The sequence below is a fragment of the Streptomyces sp. M-16 genome, assembly GCF_052114405.1.
Classification (GTDB): Bacteria; Actinomycetota; Actinomycetes; order Streptomycetales; family Streptomycetaceae; genus Streptomyces.
The window spans coordinates 61,042-84,973 of record NZ_JBFRER010000018.1 but is presented as its reverse complement, the minus strand read 5'-3'; the positions used below and the strand labels follow the sequence as shown (position 1 = coordinate 84,973).

Here is a 23,932-nt window from a genome sequence, read left to right as displayed (position 1 = left end):
CGGCGGGCACGGCGGGCACGGCGGGCACGGATCCCGCGGCGGCGTCCCCGGTCACCGGCCCGCCCCCGGTCACCGGCGCGCCACCGGTACCGGGGTCCGGCTCCGGGACGGGTGCCACCGGTCCCGGTGAGGTGAGCGTGGCGCGCCGCGAGGGCGACCGGCTGCGCTTCGTCGGCGCCGCCACCCGGCGGATCGCGCGCGGCATCGACCTCGACGAGATCGTGCTGGGCCTGTGCCGGGCGACCGTGCCCACCTTCTCCGACGCCATCCTCGTCTACCTGCGCGACCCGCTGCCCGTCGGCGACGAGCGGCCCGTCGGCCCGGTCGTTTTAAGGCTCCGGCGCACCGACCGGCTCCGGCCGATCGACGACCTGGCGCTGGCCGAGGGCGAGGGCACGGGGGCGGGGGCCGCCGGGGAGCTCGACTTCAGCCAGCTGCCGCTGGTCGGCCCGCAGGGTGACCTGCCCGCGGCCGAGCTCTGCGAGATCCGCCCCGGCGGGGCCCTCGCCGAAGTGCTGCGCGGCGTACGGCCCGTCTTCGGATCGGCCGCAGGAGCCCGCGACGCGCTCCCGGAGCTGCTGGGGTCCGACCACCCGGTGCCGCGCGGCCAGCGGGCCATCCTGGCCCCGCTGCGGGGCCGTCGGCGCGTCATCGGCGCGGCGGTGTTCCTGCGCACCCCGGACCGGGACGCCTTCGAACAGAACGACCTGCTCGTCGCCGCCCAGCTGGCCACGCACACCGCGCTCGGCATCGACAAGGCGGTGCTCTACGGCCGCGAGGCCTACATCGCCGACGAGTTGCAGCGCACCATGCTGCCGGACAGCCTCCCCCAGCCCACCGGGGTGCGGCTCGCCTCGCGCTACCTTCCCGCCGCCGAGACGGCCCGGGTGGGCGGCGACTGGTACGACGCCATACCGCTGCCCGGGAGCCGGGTCGCGCTGGTCGTCGGCGACGTCATGGGCCACTCCATGACCTCCGCCGCGATCATGGGCCAGCTGCGCACCACGGCGCAGACCCTGGCCCAGCTGGACCTGCCGCCCGCCGAGGTGCTGCACCACCTGGACGAGCAGGCGCAGCGGCTGGGCTCCGACCGGATGGCCACCTGCCTCTACGCGGTCTACGACCCCGTCTCGCACCGGATCACCATCGCCAACGCCGGCCACCCGCCGCCGGTGCTGCTCCACCTGGGCGGCCGGGCCGAGGTGCTGCGCGTCCCGCCGGGCGCCCCCATCGGGGTCGGCGGCGTGGACTTCGAGGCCGTCGAGCTGGACGCCCCGGCCGGGGCCACCCTGCTGCTGTACACGGACGGGCTGGTGGAGTCCCGGCTGCGGGACGTGTGGACCGGCATCGAGCAGCTGCGCGAGCGGCTCGCGACCACCGCGCAGCTGACGGGGCTGGACCATTCGCCGCCGCTGGAGGCCCTCTGCGACGACGTGCTGGACATGCTCGGGCCGGGCGACCGGGACGACGACATCGCCCTGCTCGCGGCCCGTTTCGAGGGCATCGCGCCGAGCGACGTCGCGTACTGGTTCCTGGACCCGGAGGAGACCGCTCCCGGCCGGGCCCGCCGCTTCGCCCGGCGCGCGCTGACCCGCTGGGGTCTGGAGGAGCTGAGCGACTCGCTGGAGCTGCTGGTCAGCGAGGTGGTCACCAATGCCGTCCGGTACGCCGAGCGGCCCGTGACGCTGCGCCTGCTGCGCACGGACGTGCTGCGCTGCGAGGTCGGCGACGACTCCCCGCAGCTGCCGCGCCAGCGGCGGGCGCGGGAGACCGACGAGGGCGGGCGCGGCCTGTTCCTGGTCAACCGGCTGGCCCGGCGCTGGGGCGCCACCCGGCTGAGCAGCGGGAAGGTCGTCTGGTTCGAGCTCCCGCTGCCGGGAGCGCACGACCGCCGCTGACGTCCCGTCCGGCCGCTCCCGGATCCCAGAACCGCTCCCGTACCCACGAACACCGCCGCCCCGCAGCATGATCGCTGCGGGGCGGCGGTGCGTCGCGGTACCGGGGTGCCTACCGGCCCAGGAGCGGGTTCGGCGGCCCGGGGGGCGTCGGGTCCTTCGTGGGCGGCGTCGGGTCCTTCGTCGGCGGCGTGGGCTTCTTCGTCGGCGTCGGGTCCTTCGTCGGCCCGGTCGGGTCCGGCTTGCCGGAGCTGCCCGTGGGGTCCGGGGAGCCGGTGGAGCGGGTGGCGGAGCTGGTCGGCGTCGGGGCGACGGTCTGGTTCGACGCGGTGGGCGACGGGCTGCGGGTCGGCGCCGGAGGCGTGCCCATCTCGGCGTCCTCCAGGTCGAACTGGCCGGTGGTCTGGCCCCTGAGCGCGGCCGTGGTGTACGCCTGCCAGATCTGGGCGGGGAAGCTGGAACCGCCCGCGCGGCCCTTTCCGGCGGTACCGGTCAGGGTGACCTGGTTGTGCGTGTTCGGGTCCTCGCCGAACATCGCGACGACGGTGACGAGCTCCGGGGTGTAGCCGGTGAACCAGGCCGCCACGTTGGACTCGGTGGTGCCGGTCTTGCCCGCGGCCTCGTAGGCGGAGCTGCGCACGGCCTTGCCGGAACCGTCCTCGACCACGCCGGTGAGGACCTTGGTGACGGTGTCGGCGGTCTTGGCCGTGAGCACCTGCCCGCCGATCGGGTTGACCGGCTTGAAGTCGGCGTCCGCGTGCTCGGCCTTCTTGACGATGGTCGGGGTGACCTTCTTGCCGTGGTTGCCGAAGGTGGCGTAGACGCCGGCCATCTCGACGGTGTTGGCGCTCATGGTGCCGAGCGACATGGCGGGCCTGTCGGCCGGCCAGCCGTCGCGGTCGCGCATGCCGAGGGCGAGCGCGGTCTCCTTCACCTTCTCCGGCTTGGCGTCGACGATCATCTGGGCGTACACGGAGTTCACGGAGGAGTTGGTGGCCTCCTGGACCGTGAGCATCGGGTCGCCGTAGTTGATGTTGTCCTGGTTCTGCGGGGCGAAGGCGGTCGCGCTGCCGACGACGGGGCGCTTGCTGGTGCCGTCGTAGAGGGCGTTCGGCGTGATCGGACGGCCGTCCTGGGTCTTCGCGCCGGTTTCCAGGGCGGTGGCCAGCACGACCGGCTTGAAGGTCGAGCCCGGCTGGAAGTCGGTGCGCAGGGCGTTGCTCTCGGCCTTCTCCGTCAGGCCCACGCCGCCGTACATCGCGACGATCGCGCCGGTCTTGGCGTCGACGGAGGTGGCGCCGGCCTGGACGCTCTGGTCCTGGGGGCGGTCCTTGGTGTTCTTGCGGTCGAGCTTGGACTCCAGCTCGTCGTCGACGGCCTTCTCCAGCGCGGCCTGCTTCTTCTTGTCGACGTTGAGGGTGATGGTCCAGCCGCCGGCGGCGATGTCGGCGTCCTTGATGCCCTGGCGGCCCAGCTCCTGCTTGGCGGCCTGGACCAGGTAGCCCTTCTGTCCGTCCATGCCCGGGAGGGGCTTGGGCTTGATGGGCTCCTGGAACTTCAGGGTCGCCCGCTTGGCCTGGTCCAGCTTGCCCATCTCGACCATGTTGTCGAGGACGGCGTTGAAGCGGATCATGACCAGCCGCTTGCCGTTGGGACCGGCGATCGCCCAGTCGTACTGGCTGGGGGCCTGGATGACGGCGGCGAGGTAGGCGGCCTGCTCCAGGTTCAGCTTCTCGGCGTCGATGCCGTAGTAGGCCTGGGCCGCGGCCTGGATGCCGTAGGCGTTGCGGCCGTAGAAGTTGGTGTTGAGGTAACCGGCGAGGATCTCGTTCTTCTTCATGCGCTGGTCGACCTTGATCGAGATCACCAGCTCACGGAGCTTGCGGGTCGCCGACTGGTCCTGGGTCAGGTAGTAGTTCTTGACGTACTGCTGGGTGATCGTCGATCCGCCGGCCTTGCCGCGGCCGGTGGCCGTGTTGAAGAGGCCTCGGGCGACACCGATCGCGTCGACGCCGCTGTCCTTGTAGAAGGACTTGTTCTCGATGGCGATGAAGGCCGTCCGCACGTCCTCGGGGATCTTGTCGATCGGGAGGATCTCGCGGTTCATCTGGCCGGTGCGGGCCATGATCGAGCCGTCGGCGTACTTGTACGTGTTGCTCTGGAGGATCGCGTTCTTGTTCGGGTCCGGCGGGTCCACGGAGAAGTAGAGGGCGACCGCTCCGATGATGAGGAGCAGGGCACCTCCGAGGAAAGTCCCCAGGATCGTCTTCCAGTTGAGGAAGCGACGTATGCCGCTGCGCTTCTTCCCGGTCTTCCCGGTCGACTTGCCCGCACGCCCGCTCGGCGCTTTTCGCGCACCGCGCTGCTGCTGCGCCCGTCGCGCCTCTGCTCGGCCCATCGCTCCCGCTCCGCTCGATTACCCCCCCGACGTCAGCTCAGAAAACTAACACCGCAGGCTGTGACAAAGGACGGCTAACCCTGATCAATACCGGTCAATTCGGACGTGAGAATCAGCACCCACTCCGATGGAACCGACGCCCATGAGACCTGAAGGGTTGCGGTGAACGCAAAAAGTGATATCACTTTGCTAGGCGCTCCGGCCGGCCACGGCCGGACGCCCCACATCAAACGGGGGTATTCCATGACAACCGCAGTCGACCGGCAGCCGAGTGAGGTCCGGGAGTTCGCGGCGCACAGCGTCGGCGGCGGACTGGCCCTGCTGCTGGGCCTGTTGGGCACGGCGGCCGGGGTGGCCCTGATCGCCTCCGGCGCGACGGTGACCGCGACGGGACCCAAGGCGGCGATGATCACGGCCGGGATCCTGCTGGCCCTGTGCTCGCTGTTCGCCATGATGGGACTGAACACGGTGGCCCCCGGCGAGGCCCGCGTGGTCCAGCTCTTCGGCCGCTACCGCGGCACGATCCGGGCGGACGGACTGCGCTGGGTCAACCCGCTGACCTCCCGCAGGAAGATCTCCACCCGGGTCCGCAACCACGAGACCGCCGTCCTGAAGGTCAACGACGCCTACGGCAACCCGATCGAGCTCGCCGCCGTCGTGGTCTGGCGGGTCTCCGAGACCGCGCGCGCGGTGTTCGAGGTCGAGGACTTCACGGAGTTCGTCGAGACGCAGACCGAGACGGCCGTGCGGCACATCGCGATCGAGTACCCCTACGACGCCCATGACGAGGGCGGGCTCTCGCTGCGCGGCAACGCGGAGGAGATCACCGAGAAGCTCTCGGCGGAGCTGGCCACCCGGGTGCAGACGGCGGGCGTGGAGATCATCGAGTCCCGCTTCACGCATCTCGCGTACGCTCCGGAGATCGCCTCCGCGATGCTCCAGCGCCAGCAGGCCGGCGCGGTCGTGGCGGCCCGCAAGCAGATCGTCGAGGGCGCGGTGGGCATGGTGGAACTGGCCCTGACGCGACTGGCCGAGGAGGAGATCGTGGACCTGGACCCGGAGCGCAAGGCCTCCATGGTGTCGAACCTGATGGTGGTGCTCTGCGGCGACCGCGCGGCCCAGCCCGTCATCAACACGGGCACCCTCTACCAGTGACCCCCGGCGGCGAGGACCCGGGTGCGGGCCGGCCCGCACCCCGGACCGCACGGCAGGCGCGCAAGCAGGTGCTCCTGCGCCTGGACCCGCAGGTCTACGACGCGCTCGCGCGCTGGGCCGGCGAGGAGCTGCGCAGCGCCAACGCGCAGATCGAGTTCCTGCTGCGCCGGGCCCTGTCGGAGACGGGCCGCCTCCCGGGCGGCGCCGCCCCCATCCCGCCGCGCGGCCGGCCGCGCACCACGCAGCCGGACAGCTGACCGCCCCGTCCGGCCGGCAGCGCCCCACCGGGCCCACCCTCCCGGACGGCCCGCGTACGGAGTGACCCGCGCGGGCGGTGCGCCCGCGCGGGCGGCCGCCTCAGTCGGTGGGCCACACCGGGAGCGGGCGCACCGCCTCGCGCAGCGCGGCGGCGACGGCCCGGAACTCCTCCTGCCGGGCCGTCCCGGTCCGCATGGCCAGTGCGATCCGCCGCGAGGGGGCCGGCTCGGCGAAGTAACCGGTGGCCAGGTACTCGTTGCGGGCGGTCTCCAGGCGCAGGGCGGTGCGGGGCAGCAGGGTGACCCCGAGCCCGCCCGCGACCAGCTGGACGAGCGTGGACAGTCCGGCGGCGGTCGTGGTGACGTCCGCCCCGGCGCTGCGGCCCGCCTCGCGGCAGATGTCCAGGGCCTGGTCGCGCAGACAGTGGCCCTCGTCGAGCAACAGCAGCTGGAGGCCGCGCAGTTCCTCGCGCGGGATGTCGCGCCGCCCGGCCAGCGGGTGCTCGCGCGGGGCCAGCAGGACGAAGTCCTCGTCGAAGAGGGGCAGTTCGGTGACGCCCGGCATACCGAGCGGCACCGCGAGCAGCAGCAGGTCGAGGCGCCCTCCGGCCAGCCCCTCCAGCAGCGAGGCCGTCTGCTCCTCGTGCACCTGGAGGTCCATGCGCGGGTAGCGCCGCTGGAAGAGCCCGAGCACGGTCGGCAGCAGGTACGGGGCCACGGTGGGGATCACCCCGAGCCGCAGCACCCCGGTGAAGGGGGCCCGGACCGCCTCGGCCTCCTCCAGCAGGCCGCCCATCGCGTCGAGCACGCCGCGCGCGCGGGCGGCGATCCGCTCGCCCGCCGGGGAGAGCAGCACCTTGCGGGTGGTGCGCTCCAGCAGCTGCACCCCGAGGGCCTCCTCCAGCGCGGAGACGGCGCCCGAGAGCGCGGGCTGGCTCATGCCGATCGCCGCGGCGGCGTCCCGGAAGTGCAGGTGTTCGGCGACCGCCGCGAAGGCGCGCAACTGGGCCAGCGTCGGCTGCTTGGCCTGTCTCGTCTGCTTCAACTGCTTCAACTGCTTCGGTCCCCTATTACCGACAGCCACTGATAGGTACCTCCGATCAGCCATCACAAGAGTAGCTATTTCCGTAATCAATGCAGCTGTGTCAGCATGTGAGATCCGTCCAACCCCTTCGGAAAGCCCCCAAAAGGGTCACTTTCCCGTTTGCAAGGAGAGTTCGTGCTCACTGTCGGTGACAAGTTCCCCAGCTACGACCTGACCGCCTGCGTCTCCCTCGAAGCCGGCAGCGAGTTCGCGCAGATCGACCACAAGACCTACGAGGGCAAGTGGAAGGTCGTCTTCGCATGGCCGCTGGACTTCACCTTCGTGTGCCCGACGGAGATCGCCGCCTTCGGCAAGCTGAACGAGGAGTTCGCCGACCGCGACGCGCAGGTCCTCGGCTTCTCCCTCGACTCCGAGTACGTCCACCACGCCTGGCGCAAGGACCACGCCGACCTGCGTGACCTGCCCTTCCCGATGATGTCCGACATCAAGCGCGAGCTGTCGACCGAGCTGGGCATCCTCGGCGAGGACGGCCTGCCGATGCGCGCCGTCTTCATCGTGGACCCGAACAACGAGATCCAGTTCTCGATGGTGACCGCCGGTTCCGTGGGCCGTAACCCCAAGGAGGTCCTGCGGGTCCTCGACGCCCTGCAGACCGACGAGCTGTGCCCCTGCAACTGGAACAAGGGCGACGACACCATCAACGCGGGCGCCCTGCTGGCCGGTGAGTGACGGATGTCCCTCGACTCCCTCAAGTCCGCCGTACCGGACTTCGCCAAGGACCTGAAGCTGAACCTCGGTTCGGTCATCGGCAATCAGGACACCCTCTCGCAGCAGCAGCTGTGGGGCACCGTCCTGTCCTGCGCGATCGCTTCCCGCTCCCCGCGCGTCCTGCGCGAGCTGGAGCCCGAGGCGAAGGCGGCCCTGTCGCCCGAGGCGTACACCGCCGCCAAGTCCGCCGCGGCGATCATGGCGATGAACAACGTCTTCTACCGCACGCGCCACCTGCTCTCCGACCCGGAGTACGGCACGCTGCGCGCGGGCCTGCGGATGAACGTCATCGGCAACCCGGGCGTGGAGAAGATCGACTTCGAGCTGTGGTCGCTCGCGGTCTCCGCGGTCAACGGCTGCGGCCAGTGCCTGGACTCGCACGAGCAGGTCCTGCGCAAGGCGGGCGTGGACCGCGAGACGGTCCAGGAGGCCTTCAAGATCGCCTCGGTGATCCAGGCCGTCGCCGTCACCCTCGACGCCGAAGCGGCCCTGGCCGCCGAGTAGTCACCCGCGCGAGCGACAGGGCCCCCACAGCCGTCACCGGCCGTGGGGGCCCTGCGCGTTCACTTGCGCAGCCTGACCATGAGCTCGCGCATGTCCTCGATCACCGCGGCCTTGACCGCGTCGTCGTCCGGGTCCTGCGCCCCGCCGTTCACGCCGAACCAGTGGGCGCTCAGGGTGAAGACCGCCCCGCCGTCGAGCACCTGCAGCCGGACCTGACCCACCTGCGCGGTCAGCAGCGCCCGTTCCCCGAGCCCGGGGACCTGCTCCACCTCGGCGCCCTCCAGCCGCGTGCCGGGCTCCAGCCCCGGACCGGCGCCGAACTCCGGACCGGGGTCGGCCTTCTTGTGCAACTCGACCAGGACCTGGTTCTCGTAGCCGGGCATCCGGTCGACGCCGCTCATGCCGACCCCGCAGTAGGACCAGTCCTGTACGGGGCCCTCGCCGTGTTTGACCGTCCTCCCGTCGATCGAGCCGCCGACCCCGGAGAGCATCCTGAGGGGCGCCTCGTCGCACAGGTTCTCGGCGTGCCGGTAGCGGATCGGCGGCCCGGCCTCGGCGGAACGTTCCTGCACGACCAGTACGCCCGCCCACACCACCGAGGCCAGCACCGCCCCGCCCAGCGCCCACCGCCACGGCACGCGCCCGCCGCCCGGCGGCGGGGACGGGGACAGAGGCGGGGACGCGGACGGAGCGTCCGGTCGGGCCGCCCCGGCGGGCCGGCCCGCGGGCCACTCCCCTTCGAGCTCAGGCTCGCTGATCATCGCCGGCCCCCGGCCCCGTCACGGCCACGGACGTGGCAGTGGCTCCGTGCGGGGCCGGACCCATCGCGACGGACGGGAGGTGCCGCTCGCGGGCGTGGGCCCGCAGGTAGCCGACGACCGTGTTCGTGACGGCGACCAGCGGTACGGCGACCACCGCGCCGCCGATCCCCGCGATCAACCCGCCGGCCGCGACCGAGAGCACCACCGCGAGCGGGTGGACCCGTACCGCGCGGCCCAGGATGAAGGGCTGGAGCACGTGACCCTCGATCTGCTGCACCGCCAGCACCACCAGCAGCACCATGAGGGCGATGAACGGACCCTGCGTCACCAGCGCAACGACCACGGCGAGCGCCCCGGAGACCACGGCGCCGACCAGCGGGATGAAGGCGAACAGGAAGATGAACACGGCCAGCGGCACGGCCATCGTCACGTCGAGGAAGTAGAGCCCGAGGCCGATGAAGACGGCGTCGATGAGCGCGACGAGGACGGTGCCGCGCACGTACGCGGTGAGCGTGCGCCAGGCGCGCGGACCGGCGCCCGAGAGGCCGGGGCGGGCCGCGGCCGGGACCAGGCCGAGCACCCAGTTCCAGATCTTCGCGCCGTCGTAGAGCAGGAAGAGCGTCGAGAACATCGCGAGCAGCATGCCCGTCAGCACCTCGACGAGGACCGTCACGCCCTGGAGCCCGGCGGAGGTGATCTCCTCGGTGTTGGTGCCGATCGTCTCGCTGAGGTTCTTCGCGATGTCGTTGATCTGCTTCTCGGTCACGTGGAACGGACTGTCCAGGGCCCAGCTCTTGAGCTCGTTGATGCCCTCGCGCAGCCGGTTGGAGAGGTCGTCGAGGTTCTCCATGACCTGCCAGACCACGAACCAGCCGACCAGTCCGATGACGACGAAGCCGAGGATCGCCGTGACGGCGGTGGCCAGCCCCCTCGGCAGCCCGAGCCTGCGCAGCCGGACCACGAAGGGCTGGAGCAGTGCGGTCACCAGCAGGGCGGCCGCGAAGGCGAGGACGACCAGCCGGACTTCACTGATCACCTTCATCAGCACCCAGAGCATCCCGGCGAGCAGCAGCAGCCGCCAGCTGGCCTCGGCGGCCACGCGCATGCCCCAGGGGATGACGGTCACCGGATCGGGCCGGGCCGGCGGCGGGAGCGCCCCGGACGCGGCCTGCGGTACGGGGACGGGCGCCTCGGCGGCGGCCACGACGGGCGCCACCGGCTCCCCGGTGGCCTCGGCCTCGACCTCGGCCCGCCGTTCGTCGAGGCGCGCCTCCATCCGGCTCAGTCTGCTGCCGAGCCGGCCGAGCCAGCCTGCCCTCTTCGACATCTCGTTCCCTTCCCCCGTCCTTCGGTCACACCTCGCACGACCGTACACGCGAGGGGCCCCGCACCGTAGGACGGTGCGGGGCCCCTCAAGGTTGAACCGGCCCGGAGGCGGTTCCGCTAGTACCAGCCGTTGGCCTGGTGGAAGCTCCAGGCGCTGCACGGGCTGCCGTAGCGCTCGTTCATGTAGCCCAGGCCCCACTTGATCTGGGTGGCCGGGTTGGTGCGCCAGTCCGAGCCGGCCGAGGCCATCTTCGAACCGGGGAGCGCCTGGACCAGGCCGTAGGCGCCCGAGGAGGAGTTGACCGCCTGGTAGTTCCAGGTGGATTCCTCGTTGATGATGTTGGAGAAGCACTGGAACTGGCCCGAGGGGACCAGCTGCTGGGCGATCGCCTTGACCTGGGAGACCGTGTAGGAGCCCTGGAGCGGGAAGTCGCCGGCGTCGCGGGTGGCGGACCGGCTCGCGACCTCGTCCTTCTCCTCGCGCTCCTTCTTGAGCTTGGCCTCGGCCTCGTCCTGCTTGGCCTTCTCCGCCTTCTCGGCGTCGGCCTTCTTGGACTTGGCGTCCTCGGCGGCCTGGAGGCGGGCGGCCTCTTCCGCCGAACGCTTGGCGTCGGTGTCGGCGGCGTGGGCGATGGCGTCGGCCTGCTGCGTCAGGGACGCGCTCTGGACCTGGGCCTGCTCGCCGACCGGGATGTCAGTGAGGAGAGTCGCACCCGACGCGGTGGTCTCGATGTCGTTCGAGGAGGCGGCGTCGCCGGTGGCGACGCCGACGACTGCGCCGACGGTGGTGACCGCGGTGGCCGAAGCCACTGCGAACCCCCGGACCGAAATCCGGCTCACACGGTGTCCTTCCAGCAGCGTCCGCAGTGACCGCGCGGGCGCGAGAGTGCCCCTCGACACTGGTCTCCGGGAAGGTTCGGTCACTGGAGACGCGGGCCCGTGGGCAACTCCCCTGCGGGGGCTGCCACGTGAAACCGGGCGGCATACGGACATCGGCTGTGGAGTTGTGGTGCTGCGCGTATCCCACGGGAGATACAGGTGTGCCGTATGCGGGGCCTGACGGAAAACAGACTCTGCCGGACCGCGACGCCGCAGGGCAATTCCACGTTGCGTGGGAAAGGTCACACCTGGCATGTTGCCGTTGTTTTCGACAAAGCCCTGTGCAGCAGGACGCCGCCCGGCTAGGCTCCTGGGCCTTTGCCGGGCGGCGCCAACTCGCCTTCCCGCTATGGGGTTTTTGACCCTTTCGGGCCGGGTGGGCGATCGGTGCCGGTCAGAGCGTTTCGAGCATCTCGGTGACCAGGGCCGCGATCGGGGAGCGCTCGGAACGGGTCAGCGTGACGTGGGCGAAGAGCGGATGCCCCTTCAGCTTCTCAACGACGGCGACCACTCCGTCGTACCGGCCGACCCGCAGATTGTCCCGCTGGGCCACGTCGTGGGTCAGAACCACCCGCGAATTGGCCCCGATCCGGGACAGAACGGTCAGCAGGACGTTGCGCTCCAGCGACTGGGCCTCGTCCACGATCACGAAGGAGTCGTGGAGCGAGCGGCCGCGGATGTGCGTGAGCGGCAGGACCTCCAGCATCCCGCGGCCCAGCACCTCCTCGATGACCTCGCGCCCGGCCACCGCCGAGAGGGTGTCGAAGACCGCCTGCGCCCAGGGGCTCATCTTCTCGGACGCGTCGCCGGGCAGGTAGCCGAGGTCCTGGCCGCCGACCGCGTACAGCGGGCGGAAGACCATCACCTTCTTGTGCTGCCTGCGCTCCAGGACCGCCTCCAGGCCCGCGCACAGCGCCAGTGCCGACTTTCCGGTGCCGGCCCGGCCGCCCATCGACATGATCCCGATCTCCGGGTCGAGCAGCAGGTCGAGGGCGATGCGCTGTTCGGCGCTGCGGCCGTGCAGCCCGAAGGCCTCCCGGTCGCCGCGGACGAGCTTCACGTTGCCGTCGGCCGTGACCCGGCCCAGGGCCTTGCCGCGCTCGGACTGCAGGACCAGTCCGGTGTGCACGGGCAGCTCCGCGGCCTCCGGTACGTAGAGCCGTTCCTCGGAGTAGAGGAGGTCCACCTGCTCCCCGGAGAGGGCGAGCTCGCTCATGCCGGTCCAGCCTGCACCGGTGATCGCGAGTTCCGCGCGGTACTCCTCCGCGAGCAGCCCCACGGAGGAGGCCTTGATGCGCAGGGGGAGGTCCTTCGAGACGACCGTGACGTCGTAGCCCTCGGCCTGGAGGTTGCGGGCGACCGCGAGGATGCGCGAGTCGTTGTCCCCCAGCCGGAAGCCGGCGGGCAGGACGCCCGGGTCGGAGTGGTTGAGCTCGACGCGCAGGGTCCCGCCCAGATCGCCCAGCGGGATGGGGGCGTCGAGGCGACCGTAGCGGACCCGGAAGTCGTCGAGCAGGCGCAGGGCCTGACGCGCGAAGTAGCCGAGTTCGGGATGGTGCCTCTTTGCCTCCAGCTCTGTGATCACCACGATCGGGAGCACGACCTCGTGCTCGTCGAAGCGGGAGAAGGCGTTGGGGTCTGCCAGCAGGACGCTGGTGTCGAGGACGTAGGTCCGCCTGTCGGGCAGGCGGCGCTTTGTGCTGGTCACCACGGAAGGACGTACCCCCTCGGAAGAGGTCGGGCCATGAAGACCGGACCGGTCAACGGCACCCATGCCAGGGCCGAATTCCGGCCCTCCAATCCGTCCGTGCGAACCGCACGCGCGTCCTGGTGCAAAGGGCCTCCCGGGCGGACGGCCCTGTGCCGTCCGCTGAGACTCGACACCCGTGGATCGGGCGTCGACCTGCCTGGGTTATGCCCTCGAACATGCGCCGCCATGCCATGGCATATGACGGACGCTCGGTGAATCCCTGGTGAAGGGTTCACGAGGGGGCGGGAGGGACCGAAGGGGCGTCAGCTCCGCGGGGTCAGGTGCCGTAGCGCCGGTGGCGGGCGGCGTAGTCGCGCAGCGCGCGCAGGAAGTCGACCTTGCGGAAGGCCGGCCAGAAGACCTCGCAGAAGTAGTACTCCGAGTGGGCGCTCTGCCACAGCATGAATCCGGACAGCCGCTGCTCGCCGCTGGTACGGATCACCAGGTCCGGGTCGGGCTGGCCGCGCGTGTAGAGGTGCTCGGCGATGTGGTCGATGTCCAGGACCTCGGCGAGCTCCTCGAAGGAGGTGCCCTTCTCGGCGTGCTCCAGGAGCAGCGAGCGCACGGCGTCCGCGATCTCCTGGCGGCCGCCGTAGCCCACGGCGACGTTGACGAGTATCCCGTCGACGTCGTGCGTGGCCTGCTCGGCCTCCTTGAGCACCGACTGGGTCTGTGCGGGCAGGATGTCGAGGTTGCCCACGTGGTGGACGCGCCAGCGGCCGTCCGCGGCGAGGCCCCGGACCGTGTTCTCGATGATGTTGAGCAGCGGGCGGAGCTCGACCTCCGGCCGGTCCAGGTTGTCCGTGGACAGCATCCACAGGGTGACGACCTCGACGTCCGTCTCGGTGCACCAGCCGAGCATCTCGGAGATCTTGTCGGCGCCGGCCTGATGGCCCTGCACCGTGGTGCTCCCCGCCGCCTTGGCCCAGCGCCGGTTCCCGTCCAGGATGACGCCGATGTGCTTGGGCGACGCGTCGTGGTCGAGGCGGCCTTCCACCCGGCGTGCGTAAAGCCTGTACACCAGGTCGCGCAGCTTCACGATCTTCCAGCCCCTCCGTGCAATGCCCCCGTGCGGATTGCGGTCTCCCCCGAGGCCGCCACATTACTGCGCGGCGGGATCGGGTACCCAACTCGGTCGGTCACAAGTCCGTGATAGGGAGGACATCGTGACTGATAACAATCCCTATCGGGCAGAGCCCTCGCGCTACGACTCCATGCAGTACCGGCGCACCGGCCACAGTGGCCTCAAGCTTCCGGCCATCTCCCTCGGCCTCTGGCACAACTTCGGTGACGACAAGTCCCTGGAGTCCCAGCGGGCCATCCTCCGCCGCGCCTTCGACCTCGGCGTCACACACTTCGACCTGGCCAACAACTACGGCCCGCCGCCCGGCTCCGCCGAGCTGAACTTCGGCAAGATCTTCGCGCAGGACTTCGCGTCCTACCGCGAGGAGCTGGTGCTCTCCACCAAGGCCGGCTACCTGATGCACCCGGGCCCCTACGGTGAGTGGGGCAGCCGCAAGTACCTCCTCGGCTCGCTCGACGCGTCGCTGAAGCGGATGGGCGTCGACTACGTCGACGTCTTCTACTCCCACCGCTTCGACCCGGAGACCCCGCTGGAGGAGACCATGGGGGCGCTCGCGTCCGCGGTCCAGCAGGGCAAGGCGCTCTACGTCGGCGTGTCCTCGTACACGGCGGAGCAGACGGCCGAGGCGGCGCGGATCCTGCGCGGGATGGGCGTGCGGCCGCTGATCCACCAGCCCTCGTACTCCATGATCAACCGCTGGACGGAGGAGGACGGGCTGCTGGACACCCTGGAGGAGGCCGGCATGGGCTGCATCTCCTTCGCGCCGCTCGCGCAGGGCCTGCTGACCGGCAAGTACCTGGGCGGCATCCCGGAGGGCTCGCGGGCCGCTCAGGGCAAGTCCCTCAACCCGGACCTGCTCTCCGAGGACGTCCTCGGCCGCCTCGCCGGCCTGAACGAGATCGCCGCTCGGCGCGGGCAGTCGCTGGCGCAGCTGGCGCTGACGTGGGTGCTGCGCGACGAGCGGATGACCTCCGCGCTGATCGGCGCGTCGAGCGTGCGGCAGCTGGAGGAGAACGTGGCCGCGCTGGGCGCGGCGCCGCTGTCGGCGGAGGAGCTGAAGGAGATCGACTCCTTCGCCGTCTCCACCCCCGGCACCAACATCTGGGCCCAGCGCGGCTGACCTGCGTTTTTGCCCGGAAGGGGCGGAAAGAAAAAAACGGGCCGGTCCGTGGGGGGGATACGGACCGGCCCGAGGGGGGGGTTCCACCATAACCCTTCGTAAAGCGAGATGCGTGCATTGCCGCGAAACGATTACGCTCCGAATCCGCCCAGCAGCACTCCGGTGAGGGCGCCGGCGGCCATGAAGGGGCCGAAGGCGAAGCCCGTCGTACGGGTCGCCCGGCCCCTGAGCAGCAGGCCCAGGCCGTACAGGGCCCCGTAGAGCAGGCCCAGGAAGGCGCCGGCGAGCCATACCCCCCACCCGTACCACCCAAGAGCGACCCCGAGCGGGAGCGCCAGCTTGACGTCGCCGAGGCCCATCCCGGCGGGGTTGATCAGGAACAGCAGGAGGTACGCGGCCCCGAGCGCGCCCCCGCCCAGCAGCGCGAGCCGCCACGAGCCGGCGGCGCCGGGCAGCAGCGCGGCGGCGCCGAGGAGCGCGGCGGTGGCGGCGGCCAGCGGCAGGGTGAGCACGTCGGGCAGCCGGTGCACGGCGAGGTCGACGAGGGCCAGCAGCAGCAGCGCCGGGGCGAGCAGCACGTACGCCGCCGCCTCGGGGCGCGGGCCCACCACGGCGGCGAGCGCCCCGCAGACGGCCGCGGAGGCCGCCCAGGCCCCCGCGGGCCCGTAGCGGCGCCCCGCGCAGCGGGCGGGGCCGAGCCACCCGGCGAGCGGGTGTCCCCGGGGGCAGCTGCGCCGCCAGGGCTCCCCGGGCTCCACGGAGAGCCGGTACGCGGCGCGCGGCAGCCCCAGCCCGGCGGCGGCGCCGTACGCGACGGCGAGGAGGACGATCACGGCGTGGACCATCCGCCGACGGTAGACCGCGGCGCGCGGGCCCCGCGGCCGTTCCCCGGGGGTCGTTTCCCGGCAGCCGTTTCCTGGCAGCCGTTTCCCCAAGGCCGTTTCCCCTTTCCCCGCAGGGGTGGGGGCCCGGGGCGGGAGCCCCTAGGGTGGCCGCCATGACGCGGTGGGACGACGGGTACGGGATCCTCCAGGTCGGCGGGGCGGCGGTGCCGCTGGAGGTGGCCGCCTCATACCGGGCGCGTACGCGCGGGCTCCTGGGGCGGGACGGCATCGAGGGGGCCCTGCTGCTGACCCCGGCGGCGAGCGTGCACACCTTCCGGATGCGGTTCGCGATCGACGTGGCCTACCTGGACCGGAGCCTGCGGGTCCGCGCCGTGGTGACGATGCCGCCGGGCCGCCTGGGCCTGCCCCGCCCGCTCGCCCGGCACGTCCTGGAGGCGGAGGCGGGTGCGATGGCGGGCTGGGGGCTGCGCCCCGGGATCCGGCTCGGGGTGCGGCCGCGGGACCGTCTCGACACCGCCTAGGTCCGCGGGCGCTCGGGCGGTAGGTTGAGGCGGTTGAGCTGGGGCGCGCAGGGGAGCGGCATGACGGAGAACGCGCGGATCAAGGCGCTGGAGCAGATCATGCCGGCGACGCACGGCGCCGACGAGGACATCGACTGGCAGGCGGCCGAGGCCGTCTGGGGCACCCGGTTCCCGTCCGACTTCGTGGCGTTCATGGGGCGTTACGGGGCCGGTTCCATCAACGGCGAGGCCAGCGTCCTGCTGCCGCTGCCCAAGCCCGGACTCCAGTGGGACCCGGCGGAGATGTCGGAGGAGACCGCCAACGCCCGGCAGGCCTGGGAGGACGGGGGCGGCCGGGCCGCCTTCGACGTGGATCCGGAGTCCATCGTCGCGTGGGGCGTCACCGCCGGCGCCGACGTCCTGTGCTGGCTGACCACCGACCCGGACCCGGACCGGTGGCCGGTGCTCGTCGTCGGGCGGCACACCGCCGACGCGTTCGCGGTGTACCCGTACGGCATGGCCGAATTCCTGCTGCTGCTGTGCTCCGACGAGTTCGACGTGAGCCCCGTCGGCATCACCTTCTGGGACGCCGGCCACCTCAGCTTCGTCCACTGGCGCAAGGCCCAGCGCCGCTGGCAGGAGGGCCGCAACCCCGAGACCGGGGAGCCCGACCCCTACGCGGGCGAGTTCGCCGACTAGCCGGCCGACCCGCCACACCCGCCGCACCCGCCACACCCTTCAGCCCGTTTCCCTGCCGGAAACGGGCTTTTCGGCATGTCTGCGCACGTCTACGCGCGTCCAATTCGTGGAGCGCATATCGGAAAACACGAGCGGGAATTGCGGAATTTGGAGCATTGAACACAACTGCCGACCCAATGGAATCAACCCACCGGCCCTCAGGAGAGAATTCCGGCCAACGGGCCACGGAGGGACACCCCGGCCTGGAGTAACTCATAAGTAATATCCGGTCTCAAAAGAAAATCAGGGGTACCCACCCGTGCGACGAAGAATGTTCGGCGCTGCCGCCACGGCGGTCGTCTTCGGCCTGCTGATACCGCTGTCCGGCTGCGGAAGTTCCGAAGCCGGGGCGGGTGACAGCGGAACCCTGCGCCTGGTCGCGGCCGAATACGGCGACAATGCGGGCAACAGCTCCAAGGCTTTCTGGAACCAGGTGACGAAGGATTTCACCGCGGCCAACCCGGACATCAAGGTCGAGGTCCAGCTGCTTCCCTGGGCCGACATCGACCGCGAGGTCTCCCGTATGGTCAAGGCCGGCAAGGCACCCGACATGGCCCTCATGGGCTCGTACTCGGACTTCGCGGCCCAGGGCAAGCTCTATTCCGCGGACGAGCTCCTCTCCATCACCGCCGAATCGAACTTCCTCCAGCCCCTCGCCGAGGCGGGCTCGGTCGGCAACACCCTCTACGGCCTGCCCTTCGTGGCGAGCAGCCGTCTGCTCTTCTACAACCAGAAGCTGCTCGCCGACGCCGGGGTCATCCCCAAGGACGGCACGGCGACCTGGCAGCCGAAGAACTGGTCCGACCTGAAGGCCGCCGCCAAGGCACTCAAGGACAAGGGCGTGAAGTACCCCTACGCCCTACCGCTGGGCCCCGAGGAGGCGCACGCCGAGACGCTGATCTGGGAGCTGAGCAACGGCGGCGGCTACGCCGACAGCAGCGGCAACTACGCCCTGGCCTCCGACCAGAACATCTACACCCTGCGCTGGCTCCGGGACCAGCTGGTCGCCCCCGGACTGACCGGCCCGACGCCGCCGTCGCAGCTCAACCGCGCGGACGCCTTCGCCGCCTTCCTGCGCGGCGAGGTCGGGATGCTCAACGGCTACCCGTCGCTCTCCCACGAGGCGCGCGCCAAGGGCATCACCGTCGGCGCCGTCGCCATGCCGGTCTCGGACACCCTGGGCGCGGGCGAGACCCCGCCGACCGTGGGCGTGGCCGACTGGATGATGGCCTTCAGGCAGAACGACCACCGCGCCGAGATCGGCAAGTTCCTCGACTTCGTCTACGCGGACAAGTACCTGTCGGACTTCGCGGGCCGCTACCACCTGCTGCCCTCGACGGTCACGGCCTCCCGCACCCCGGCGGGCGGGGGTCTCGACAAGACCGACGAGCAGTTCCTGACCGCCCTGCGCGGCGCCCAGCTCTACCCCGTCAACGACCCGACGTGGGTGACGGTCAGCGACACCATCAAGCGCGGGATCGGGCGGGCCGTGGAGCCGGGCGGCGACCCGAAGGCCATTCTGGAGGGCATGGCCGCGAAGGCGGCGGAGGCGGGGAAGAAGCACTGAAGCACCTCCCGATCCGGGACCTTCGGCCCTCCGCCCGTACCCATCCCGTACGGCACCATGACCGTGACGGCCTTGATCCAAGGCCCCGGCCCGGCCGCCCGCCGAGCACCCACAAGGTGCCGGGGCGCCAGGCCTCCCCTCCCCCTCCTCCTGCGCGTGGCTAGTGCGCCCCGTTCTCCGCGGCGAACGCCGTCCGGTACTGCTCGCAGCTGGAGTCCCAGCGCAGGGTGCCCGTCAGCGTCCCGTAGCCGGTCCGGGTGAGCGACCACTCCACCGTGTACTCGCCGGTGTCGCACGCGATCCGCTTGTTCCCCGCCACCTTCTGACGCCCCGTCGCCGGCTGCCCGGACAGTTCCTTGCGCACCTCGCCCGCCGCGGCCCCCTTCGCGTCGCGCAGCACCGCGTGGACGACGATCGGCTGGTTGCCGTCCTTGGTGGTCAGGGCCTTCTTGACGACCGCCGAGTCGGAGACCGCCCAGGCGAACTCGTACGAGGGCTGCCAGGCCAGCGTCTTGGGGTCGCCCACCTGGCGCTTCCACTCGGGCGCCTCCTGCGGACCGGGCCGGGTCACCGTCTTGTACTGCACGCCCGGGTGGAAGCGGAGCTGTCCCTCCACCTTGTGCATGTCGTCCTTGGTCCACATGGACTTCATCGCGTGCTCGTCCCCGGCCGGGTCCTGGAGGTAGGCCGTGCCCGGCGCGGCGGTGGCGGCGGCCTGCCCGAGGGCGGGCGCGAGGGCCGCGACGGCGGCGGCGAGGCTGAGGGCGACGGTGCGGGTGCGGTTCATGCACGGCCCAACGGGAGCCCGCGGCGGGCGGAACGACGCCGCGGGCGCGTTCACCCGTAAGGGAGCGGGCCGGACGCGCGCAGGTGACGAACTCCCGGATCCGACAGGAATACGATCCCACCGCCCCTGGTTGGCTGCCCACGGACACAGCGGAAAGATCCGCGTGCGACGGACGGGGGATGTCATGAGCGTGACGGTGAACGGAACGGTGGCGGCGGGCTGGGAGCCGGTGCGGGAGGAGTTCGAGGCCTTCGTGACCGGCGAGCACGTCTCGCCCGAGGCACAGCTGTCGGTGCGTCACCACGGGCGGGTCGTCGTCGACCTGTGGGGCGGCGAGGACACCGAGGGGGACACCCTGACCGGGGTCTACTCGATCACCAAGGGTGCCGCGCACCTGGTGGTGGCCCTGCTGGCGCAGGAGGGCGTACTGGACCTGGAGCGGCCGGTGTCCTCGTACTGGCCGGAGTTCACGGGGCACGGCAAGGAGCGCCTGACGGTGCGGCAGCTGGTCGCGCACGGCTCCGGGCTGATCAACACCCCCGAGGGCTTCTCGTACGAGGAGATCGCGGACGACGCCCTGATCGCGGCGCGGCTGGCCGGCTCCGAGCCCTACTGGGAGCCCGGTACGGCGTACGGCTACCACGCCTTCGTGATCGGCGCCCTGACGGGCGAGGTGGTCCGGCGGGTGACCGGCCGGTCCCTGCAGGAGGTCTACGAGGAGCGGCTGCGGGTCCCGTACGGGCTGGACCTGTACATGGGTCTGCCGGCCTCCGAGGAGGGCCGCTGGAAGCCGGTCCTGGAGATGGTGCCGACCCCGGCCCAGCTGGAGGTGCTGGCCGCGGGCGAGCCGCTGCCGGAGCTGTTGAAGATCGCCTTCAACTGGCACCGCGAGCCCGCGATGGACCTGGTCGCGTACGCCAACCACCCGCAGGTGAAGGGCCGGGGCCCGGCCTCCGCGGGCGGCGTCGGCACGGCGCGCGCGGTGGCGGACCTGTACGCGGCGGCGGTCGGCGGGCTGAACGGCCTCCCCGCGCTGCTGAAGCCGGAGACCGTGGCGGACGTCGCGCGGCCGCACACCCCGGGCGCGGACTCGGTCGTTCCGGAGGCCGACCACTTCGGTCTGGGCTTCGAGCGGCAGCACGCGGTGGGCCCGGAGGCCTTCGGGCACTGCGGCGCGTCGGGCGGGCTCGGCTTCGCCGACCCGGTCACGGGCATTGCGTACGGGTACACGCGCCGCCGCTTCGGCTTCCCGGGCGGTACGGCCCCGGAGAACGGCCCGCTGACGGCGGCGGTGATGGAGGTGGCGCGGGGGCTGTAGCCCCGGGACCCGGGGATCAGGCCTGGCCGGTCTCGAAGCGGACGACGTGGCCGTCGGCGATCTCGAACCGCCAGGCGGTGCGCATCTCGCCCCAGGTGTCGTTGCGGTAGTCCACCACCAGGGAGCGGCCCCCGTCGGCTTCGGAGTCGACCGACATGTGGCCGTGGCAGGACCAGATCTCCCGCTCCGTCCAGTCGTCGACGTCGCGGTCCGAGCCGTCGTCGGACATGGTCGCGCCGGGGGTCAGGACCGCGTGGAAGGCCGTGCGGTCCCCGGCGTTCACGGCGGTGACGAAGGCGCGGACGGCGGGGTCGGTCAGCTGGGTGGGATCGATCACGGGGGCTCCTGGGCGGATGCGTGCGTACGGTGCTGCGTGCGCGACCAGGGAACACCGTGGCGGCCGTGGGCGCGGCGACCCTCACCCGTTCGCCGCCGGACGGCGTGTCAGGCGGCGGCGCGGGCGCGGTTCAGGGGGCGGTGCGGGCGCGGTTCAGGGGGCGGTGCGGGGGCGGTTCAGGGGGCGGTGCGGACCGGGAAGCCGGTCGGCCGGCCCTGCTCCTTCAGCCAGGTCAGCACCTGGTCGAGGGCCTCGACGGTCTGCCGGCGGTCGCCACCCCCGTCGTGGAAGAGCACCGTCGGGCCGTTTCCCATCTCGCGCTTGACGGCGGCCACGATGGCGGCGGTCCCGGGCTTGCCGAAGTCCTTGGTGTCGACGTTCCAGCCGAGCGGGCGCATGCCGTGGGCGGCGGCGATCCGCCGGCTGTCGGGGGTGAAGGCCCCGCCGGGGGCCCGGTAGTACTCGACCCTCGCGCCGCCGCCCGCCGCCTCCTCGATCAGCTTCTTCGCGTCGAGGATCTGCGCCTCCTGGTACGCGACGGGCTTCTTGTCCATGGCCGTGTCGTGGTTCATGGTGTGGTCGCAGAGCCGGTGACCGGCCGCGACGACCTGCTTGACCAGCTCCGGGTGGGCCTCGGCCTGCGGGCCGATCATGCAGAAGACGGCCTTCACGTCGTGGCGGGCCAGGACGTCGAGGACCTGCGGGGTCCAGCGGGGGTCGGGGCCGTCGTCGATGGTGATGTTGACGGTGTTCCCGCCGCCCTCCGAGGCGTGGGCGATGGTGTCGGGCAGTCCCGCCGGTGCGGCGGGGGCAGCGGGGGCGGCCCCGCCGGTGCCCCCCTCGTCCGGCCCGCCGTCCGCTTCGCCCTGGCGGGGGGCGCTCCCCTGCCGGGGGGCGGTGTGGTCGTCCGTGGCGACCAGGGCCGTCACGCCCCAGACGGTCGCGGCGACGGCCACGGCCGAGGCGCCGACTGCCATCCGGGTCCGCAGGGCCTGCTTCTGCGTGCGCGTCATGTGTCCACTCCCCATCCGGACTTGCGAGGGTCCTGTGGGTCATGACGTCTTGGAACCAGGCCGGGTTCCACCCGATTGCCCTATAAATTCCAGGTAATAAGGACTTTGGTCCTTTATAGCCCCGGACGCCCCTCCTGCCCCACGCCACCGGGGGCGGGCGTCGCAAGCACCAGCGCAGAGTCCGTGTGGAGCGTGATGCGCACCGGCGTGAAGGCCGTGGCGTCCACCGACGACTCCCCGGTGCCGGGATTGCGGGCGTAGCGCGGATGTGCGCCCCCGCTGATCTGCCAGCGCATGCGGTGACCGACGGCGAAGCGGTGGGCGGTGGCACTCATCGGCACGGTGATGGGCGAGGGCATCCCCTCGGCCGTCCGGAGCCGGCCCAGCCCGTCGCAGATGTTGACGGAGCGGCCTTGTTCGTCCACGTCGCACAGGCGGGTGAAGACGTCGGCGTGGCCGGTGTCCGTGGAGAGGGTCAACCGGGCGGAGACCGGGCCGAGGACGTCCACGGGTGCGGTCAGCGGCGGCCCGGTGAACGTCAGTACGTCGTCCCGGATCTCCAGGGTGCCGTTGTCACGCGGACCGGCCGTACGGGAGAGCAGCGGGCCGCCGAGCGAGGGGGTGGGGTCGTCCGGGTCGTAGCGGAACGACGCCAGTGGCGCGGATTCCGCGGGAGCCCGCTCGGTGAGCTGCCCCCGCTCGGCGGGGAACCACGAGGTGGCGGCCGTGGCCGGCGGCCAGTCGTCGAGGTCCCGCCAGTCGTCTTCGCCGCCGACGTGCACGCGGACCCTGGTGGGGCGRAGGCCGGAGGGGTCGCCGCACAGGTGCGCGCGCAGCCAGGCGAGGCTCTCGGCGAAGACCTCGGGCCACCCCTGCTGCAGCGCGGACGTGTGGGTCCAGGGGCCGACGAGCAGGGAGGTCTCGCAGCCGGCCTCGCGCAGCCGGTGGTACTGCCCGAGGGTCTGGTCGCCCATGACGTCGTGCCATCCGGTGATCAAAGCGGTCGGCACGCCCAGCCGCTCCGCCACCGCCGCCAGCGACGCACCGTGCCAGTACGCGTCCTCGGCGTCCGGGTGCGACATCACGTCGTCCAGCCAGGGCACGTCGCCGCCGAGGGCGGGCACGTACGCCCCGCGCAGCGGCCGTGCGGTGGTGACCTCGCCCAGGCGACGCTGCAGACGCATCGTCGCCCTGATGAACCGGCCCATGCCCTGGTGCTGGTACGTCATGCCGACGCCGACGGCGAGGGCGTTCTCCAGGCGGAGCGCACCGTCCGCGTAGAACAGGGAGTACGGATCGTGCAGCCCCACCTGCACCACCATCGCCTTCAGCTCCGGCGGCGGGTCCGCGGCGAGGGCCCACTGCACGTATCCCAGGTAGCTGGGCCCGACGGTCCCCAGTGTTCCGTCGAACCAGCTCTGCTCGCGCAGCCAGGACACCGTGGCCCGGCCGTCAGCGGCCTCGTTGCGCCACAGCTCGAACTCACCGCCGGAGCCGCCGGTGCCGCGGCAGCTCTGCACCACCACGTGAAAGCCCTGTTCGGCGAAGAGCACGCCGTACATGGGGGACCACGGCAGGCCCCTGCCGTACGGCGAGCGCACCAGGAGGGTGGGGAAGTCGCCGTCGGCGCGCGGGAAGTAGTGGTCCGTGACCAGCGGGCTGCCGTCGGCGGCCGGCACCAGCAGTCCCGGCTCCCACCCGACGTCGTGCCGCTTGGCCGGGAGGCCGCGCCAGGTCGCCCTCATCATCCGTGAGGCCAGCGGCGGCTTACCGGAAGGCATGGCCCAGGTCGTCGTCGGCGCAGGACCGTGCGTGCGTGTTGCCATCGTTCCCCTCCTCGATATCCGTACAGTGTACGAGAATACAGGATGCTTGGATGAAGCCC

22 protein-coding genes are annotated in these 23,932 nt (G+C 71.7%); 10 read left to right on the top strand and 12 right to left on the bottom strand.

Translation table 11 applies throughout. The features are described 5' to 3' along the window. On the top strand, positions 1 to 1,898 hold a 1,898-nt coding region (locus AB4039_RS11395), incomplete at its 5' end, for a SpoIIE family protein phosphatase (RefSeq protein WP_442270627.1). Between the two features lie 109 nt (positions 1,899 to 2,007). On the opposite strand, the gene AB4039_RS11390 is transcribed toward AB4039_RS11395, so the two are convergent. After that, entirely contained in the window at positions 2,008 to 4,293 is a 2,286-nt protein-coding gene (locus AB4039_RS11390; RefSeq protein ID WP_266841939.1) for a transglycosylase domain-containing protein, read from the bottom strand. A gap of 243 nt (positions 4,294 to 4,536) precedes the next feature. Between AB4039_RS11390 and AB4039_RS11385 the strand changes: the two genes are divergently transcribed. Together AB4039_RS11385 and AB4039_RS11380 are read left to right on the top strand one after the other, a co-directional pair. Then, entirely contained in the window at positions 4,537 to 5,448 is a 912-nt protein-coding gene (locus AB4039_RS11385) for an SPFH domain-containing protein (protein ID WP_266841938.1), read from the top strand. Continuing rightward, positions 5,445 to 5,705 carry a hypothetical protein gene (locus AB4039_RS11380; RefSeq protein WP_266841936.1) on the top strand — a complete coding sequence of 87 codons (261 nt, stop codon included), beginning with the start codon at positions 5,445 to 5,447 and terminating at the stop codon, positions 5,703 to 5,705. The genes AB4039_RS11385 and AB4039_RS11380 overlap by 4 nt, the downstream gene beginning before the upstream one ends. 100 nt (positions 5,706 to 5,805) lie before the next feature. Here AB4039_RS11380 and AB4039_RS11375 read toward each other — a convergent pair whose 3' ends face one another. Beyond that, entirely contained in the window at positions 5,806 to 6,789 is a 984-nt protein-coding gene (locus tag AB4039_RS11375) for a hydrogen peroxide-inducible genes activator (RefSeq protein ID WP_442270626.1), read from the bottom strand. A gap of 135 nt (positions 6,790 to 6,924) precedes the next feature. Here AB4039_RS11375 and AB4039_RS11370 point away from each other — a divergent pair, with 135 nt between their 5' ends. Both AB4039_RS11370 and AB4039_RS11365 read left to right on the top strand, forming a co-directional pair. After that, positions 6,925 to 7,479: a peroxiredoxin gene (locus AB4039_RS11370; protein WP_030226236.1), complete on the top strand. Its 555-nt coding sequence runs from the start codon at positions 6,925 to 6,927 to the stop codon at positions 7,477 to 7,479. 3 nt (positions 7,480 to 7,482) lie between these two features. After that, on the top strand, positions 7,483 to 8,022 hold the full coding sequence (locus tag AB4039_RS11365; RefSeq protein WP_266841932.1) for an alkyl hydroperoxide reductase: 540 nt from the start codon (positions 7,483 to 7,485) through the stop codon (positions 8,020 to 8,022). Between the two features lie 59 nt (positions 8,023 to 8,081). On the opposite strand, the gene AB4039_RS11360 is transcribed toward AB4039_RS11365, so the two are convergent. The 5 genes from AB4039_RS11360 to AB4039_RS11340 form a co-directional block, all read right to left on the bottom strand. Continuing rightward, positions 8,082 to 8,783 carry a hypothetical protein gene (locus AB4039_RS11360; RefSeq protein WP_442270625.1) on the bottom strand — a complete coding sequence of 234 codons (702 nt, stop codon included), beginning with the start codon at positions 8,781 to 8,783 and terminating at the stop codon, positions 8,082 to 8,084. Next, a complete protein-coding gene (locus AB4039_RS11355) occupies positions 8,767 to 10,110 on the bottom strand; it encodes an AI-2E family transporter (RefSeq protein ID WP_266841929.1) in 1,344 nt (447 codons plus the stop codon). The genes AB4039_RS11360 and AB4039_RS11355 overlap by 17 nt, the downstream gene beginning before the upstream one ends. 116 nt (positions 10,111 to 10,226) lie before the next feature. Further along, complete coding sequence (locus AB4039_RS11350) at positions 10,227 to 10,949, bottom strand: transglycosylase SLT domain-containing protein (RefSeq protein ID WP_266841927.1); 723 nt, start codon at positions 10,947 to 10,949, stop codon at positions 10,227 to 10,229. Positions 10,950 to 11,382: 433 nt separating this feature from the next. Then, complete coding sequence (locus AB4039_RS11345) at positions 11,383 to 12,699, bottom strand: PhoH family protein (protein ID WP_030226246.1); 1,317 nt, start codon at positions 12,697 to 12,699, stop codon at positions 11,383 to 11,385. 316 nt (positions 12,700 to 13,015) lie between these two features. Then, a complete protein-coding gene (locus AB4039_RS11340) occupies positions 13,016 to 13,777 on the bottom strand; it encodes an isoprenyl transferase (protein WP_266841925.1) in 762 nt (253 codons plus the stop codon). 127 nt (positions 13,778 to 13,904) lie between these two features. Here AB4039_RS11340 and mgrA point away from each other — a divergent pair, with 127 nt between their 5' ends. Next, on the top strand, positions 13,905 to 14,942 hold the full coding sequence (gene mgrA / locus AB4039_RS11335) for an L-glyceraldehyde 3-phosphate reductase (protein ID WP_266841924.1): 1,038 nt from the start codon (positions 13,905 to 13,907) through the stop codon (positions 14,940 to 14,942). A 131-nt stretch (positions 14,943 to 15,073) separates the two neighbouring features. Here the strand turns inward: mgrA and AB4039_RS11330 are convergent, their stop codons facing one another. Then, on the bottom strand, positions 15,074 to 15,787 hold the full coding sequence (locus AB4039_RS11330; RefSeq protein WP_266841922.1) for a prepilin peptidase: 714 nt from the start codon (positions 15,785 to 15,787) through the stop codon (positions 15,074 to 15,076). A gap of 152 nt (positions 15,788 to 15,939) precedes the next feature. On the opposite strand from AB4039_RS11330, the gene AB4039_RS11325 reads away from it, so the two are divergent. The 3 genes from AB4039_RS11325 to AB4039_RS11315 all read left to right on the top strand — a co-directional run bounded on the left by AB4039_RS11325 (position 15,940) and on the right by AB4039_RS11315 (position 18,592). Further along, positions 15,940 to 16,308 (top strand): DUF192 domain-containing protein, encoded by a 369-nt coding sequence (locus AB4039_RS11325; protein WP_266841920.1) that lies wholly within the window; start codon positions 15,940 to 15,942, stop codon positions 16,306 to 16,308. Positions 16,309 to 16,368: 60 nt separating this feature from the next. After that, a complete protein-coding gene (locus AB4039_RS11320; protein ID WP_266841918.1) occupies positions 16,369 to 16,986 on the top strand; it encodes an SMI1/KNR4 family protein in 618 nt (205 codons plus the stop codon). A 298-nt stretch (positions 16,987 to 17,284) separates the two neighbouring features. Next, positions 17,285 to 18,592, top strand: a complete 1,308-nt coding sequence (locus AB4039_RS11315) for an extracellular solute-binding protein (protein ID WP_442270624.1) — start codon at positions 17,285 to 17,287, stop codon at positions 18,590 to 18,592. A 160-nt stretch (positions 18,593 to 18,752) separates the two neighbouring features. Here the strand turns inward: AB4039_RS11315 and AB4039_RS11310 are convergent, their stop codons facing one another. Then, positions 18,753 to 19,379, bottom strand: coding sequence for a hypothetical protein (locus AB4039_RS11310; protein WP_266841917.1), 627 nt, complete (start codon positions 19,377 to 19,379; stop codon positions 18,753 to 18,755). Between the two features lie 184 nt (positions 19,380 to 19,563). Between AB4039_RS11310 and AB4039_RS11305 the strand changes: the two genes are divergently transcribed. Beyond that, positions 19,564 to 20,697: a serine hydrolase domain-containing protein gene (locus tag AB4039_RS11305; RefSeq protein ID WP_266841915.1), complete on the top strand. Its 1,134-nt coding sequence runs from the start codon at positions 19,564 to 19,566 to the stop codon at positions 20,695 to 20,697. Between the two features lie 16 nt (positions 20,698 to 20,713). Here the strand turns inward: AB4039_RS11305 and AB4039_RS11300 are convergent, their stop codons facing one another. The 3 genes from AB4039_RS11300 to AB4039_RS11290 form a co-directional block, all read right to left on the bottom strand. Further along, on the bottom strand, positions 20,714 to 21,034 hold the full coding sequence (locus tag AB4039_RS11300) for a nuclear transport factor 2 family protein (protein ID WP_266841914.1): 321 nt from the start codon (positions 21,032 to 21,034) through the stop codon (positions 20,714 to 20,716). A 176-nt stretch (positions 21,035 to 21,210) separates the two neighbouring features. Then, entirely contained in the window at positions 21,211 to 22,047 is an 837-nt protein-coding gene (locus AB4039_RS11295; RefSeq protein WP_266841912.1) for a polysaccharide deacetylase family protein, read from the bottom strand. Positions 22,048 to 22,160: 113 nt separating this feature from the next. Then, positions 22,161 to 23,873 (bottom strand): CocE/NonD family hydrolase, encoded by a 1,713-nt coding sequence (locus tag AB4039_RS11290; protein ID WP_442270623.1) that lies wholly within the window; start codon positions 23,871 to 23,873, stop codon positions 22,161 to 22,163. Positions 23,874 to 23,932: the final 59 nt, after the last annotated feature.

Excerpts from the sequence above, each read along its gene's own strand:
- AB4039_RS11385 (WP_266841938.1), top strand. The coding sequence starts at position 4,537 with ATGACAACCGCAGTCGACCGGCAGCCGAGTGAGGTCCGGGAGTTCGCG.
- AB4039_RS11295 (WP_266841912.1), bottom strand. The coding sequence starts at position 22,047 with ATGACGCGCACGCAGAAGCAGGCCCTGCGGACCCGGATGGCAGTCGGC.
- AB4039_RS11365 (WP_266841932.1), top strand. The coding sequence starts at position 7,483 with ATGTCCCTCGACTCCCTCAAGTCCGCCGTACCGGACTTCGCCAAGGAC.
- AB4039_RS11320 (WP_266841918.1), top strand. The coding sequence starts at position 16,369 with ATGACGGAGAACGCGCGGATCAAGGCGCTGGAGCAGATCATGCCGGCG.
- AB4039_RS11360 (WP_442270625.1), bottom strand. The coding sequence starts at position 8,783 with ATGATCAGCGAGCCTGAGCTCGAAGGGGAGTGGCCCGCGGGCCGGCCC.
- AB4039_RS11330 (WP_266841922.1), bottom strand. The coding sequence starts at position 15,787 with ATGGTCCACGCCGTGATCGTCCTCCTCGCCGTCGCGTACGGCGCCGCC.
- AB4039_RS11325 (WP_266841920.1), top strand. The coding sequence starts at position 15,940 with ATGACGCGGTGGGACGACGGGTACGGGATCCTCCAGGTCGGCGGGGCG.
- AB4039_RS11390 (WP_266841939.1), bottom strand. The coding sequence starts at position 4,293 with ATGGGCCGAGCAGAGGCGCGACGGGCGCAGCAGCAGCGCGGTGCGCGA.
- AB4039_RS11355 (WP_266841929.1), bottom strand. The coding sequence starts at position 10,110 with ATGTCGAAGAGGGCAGGCTGGCTCGGCCGGCTCGGCAGCAGACTGAGC.
- AB4039_RS11310 (WP_266841917.1), bottom strand. The coding sequence starts at position 19,379 with ATGAACCGCACCCGCACCGTCGCCCTCAGCCTCGCCGCCGCCGTCGCG.
- AB4039_RS11305 (WP_266841915.1), top strand. The coding sequence starts at position 19,564 with ATGAGCGTGACGGTGAACGGAACGGTGGCGGCGGGCTGGGAGCCGGTG.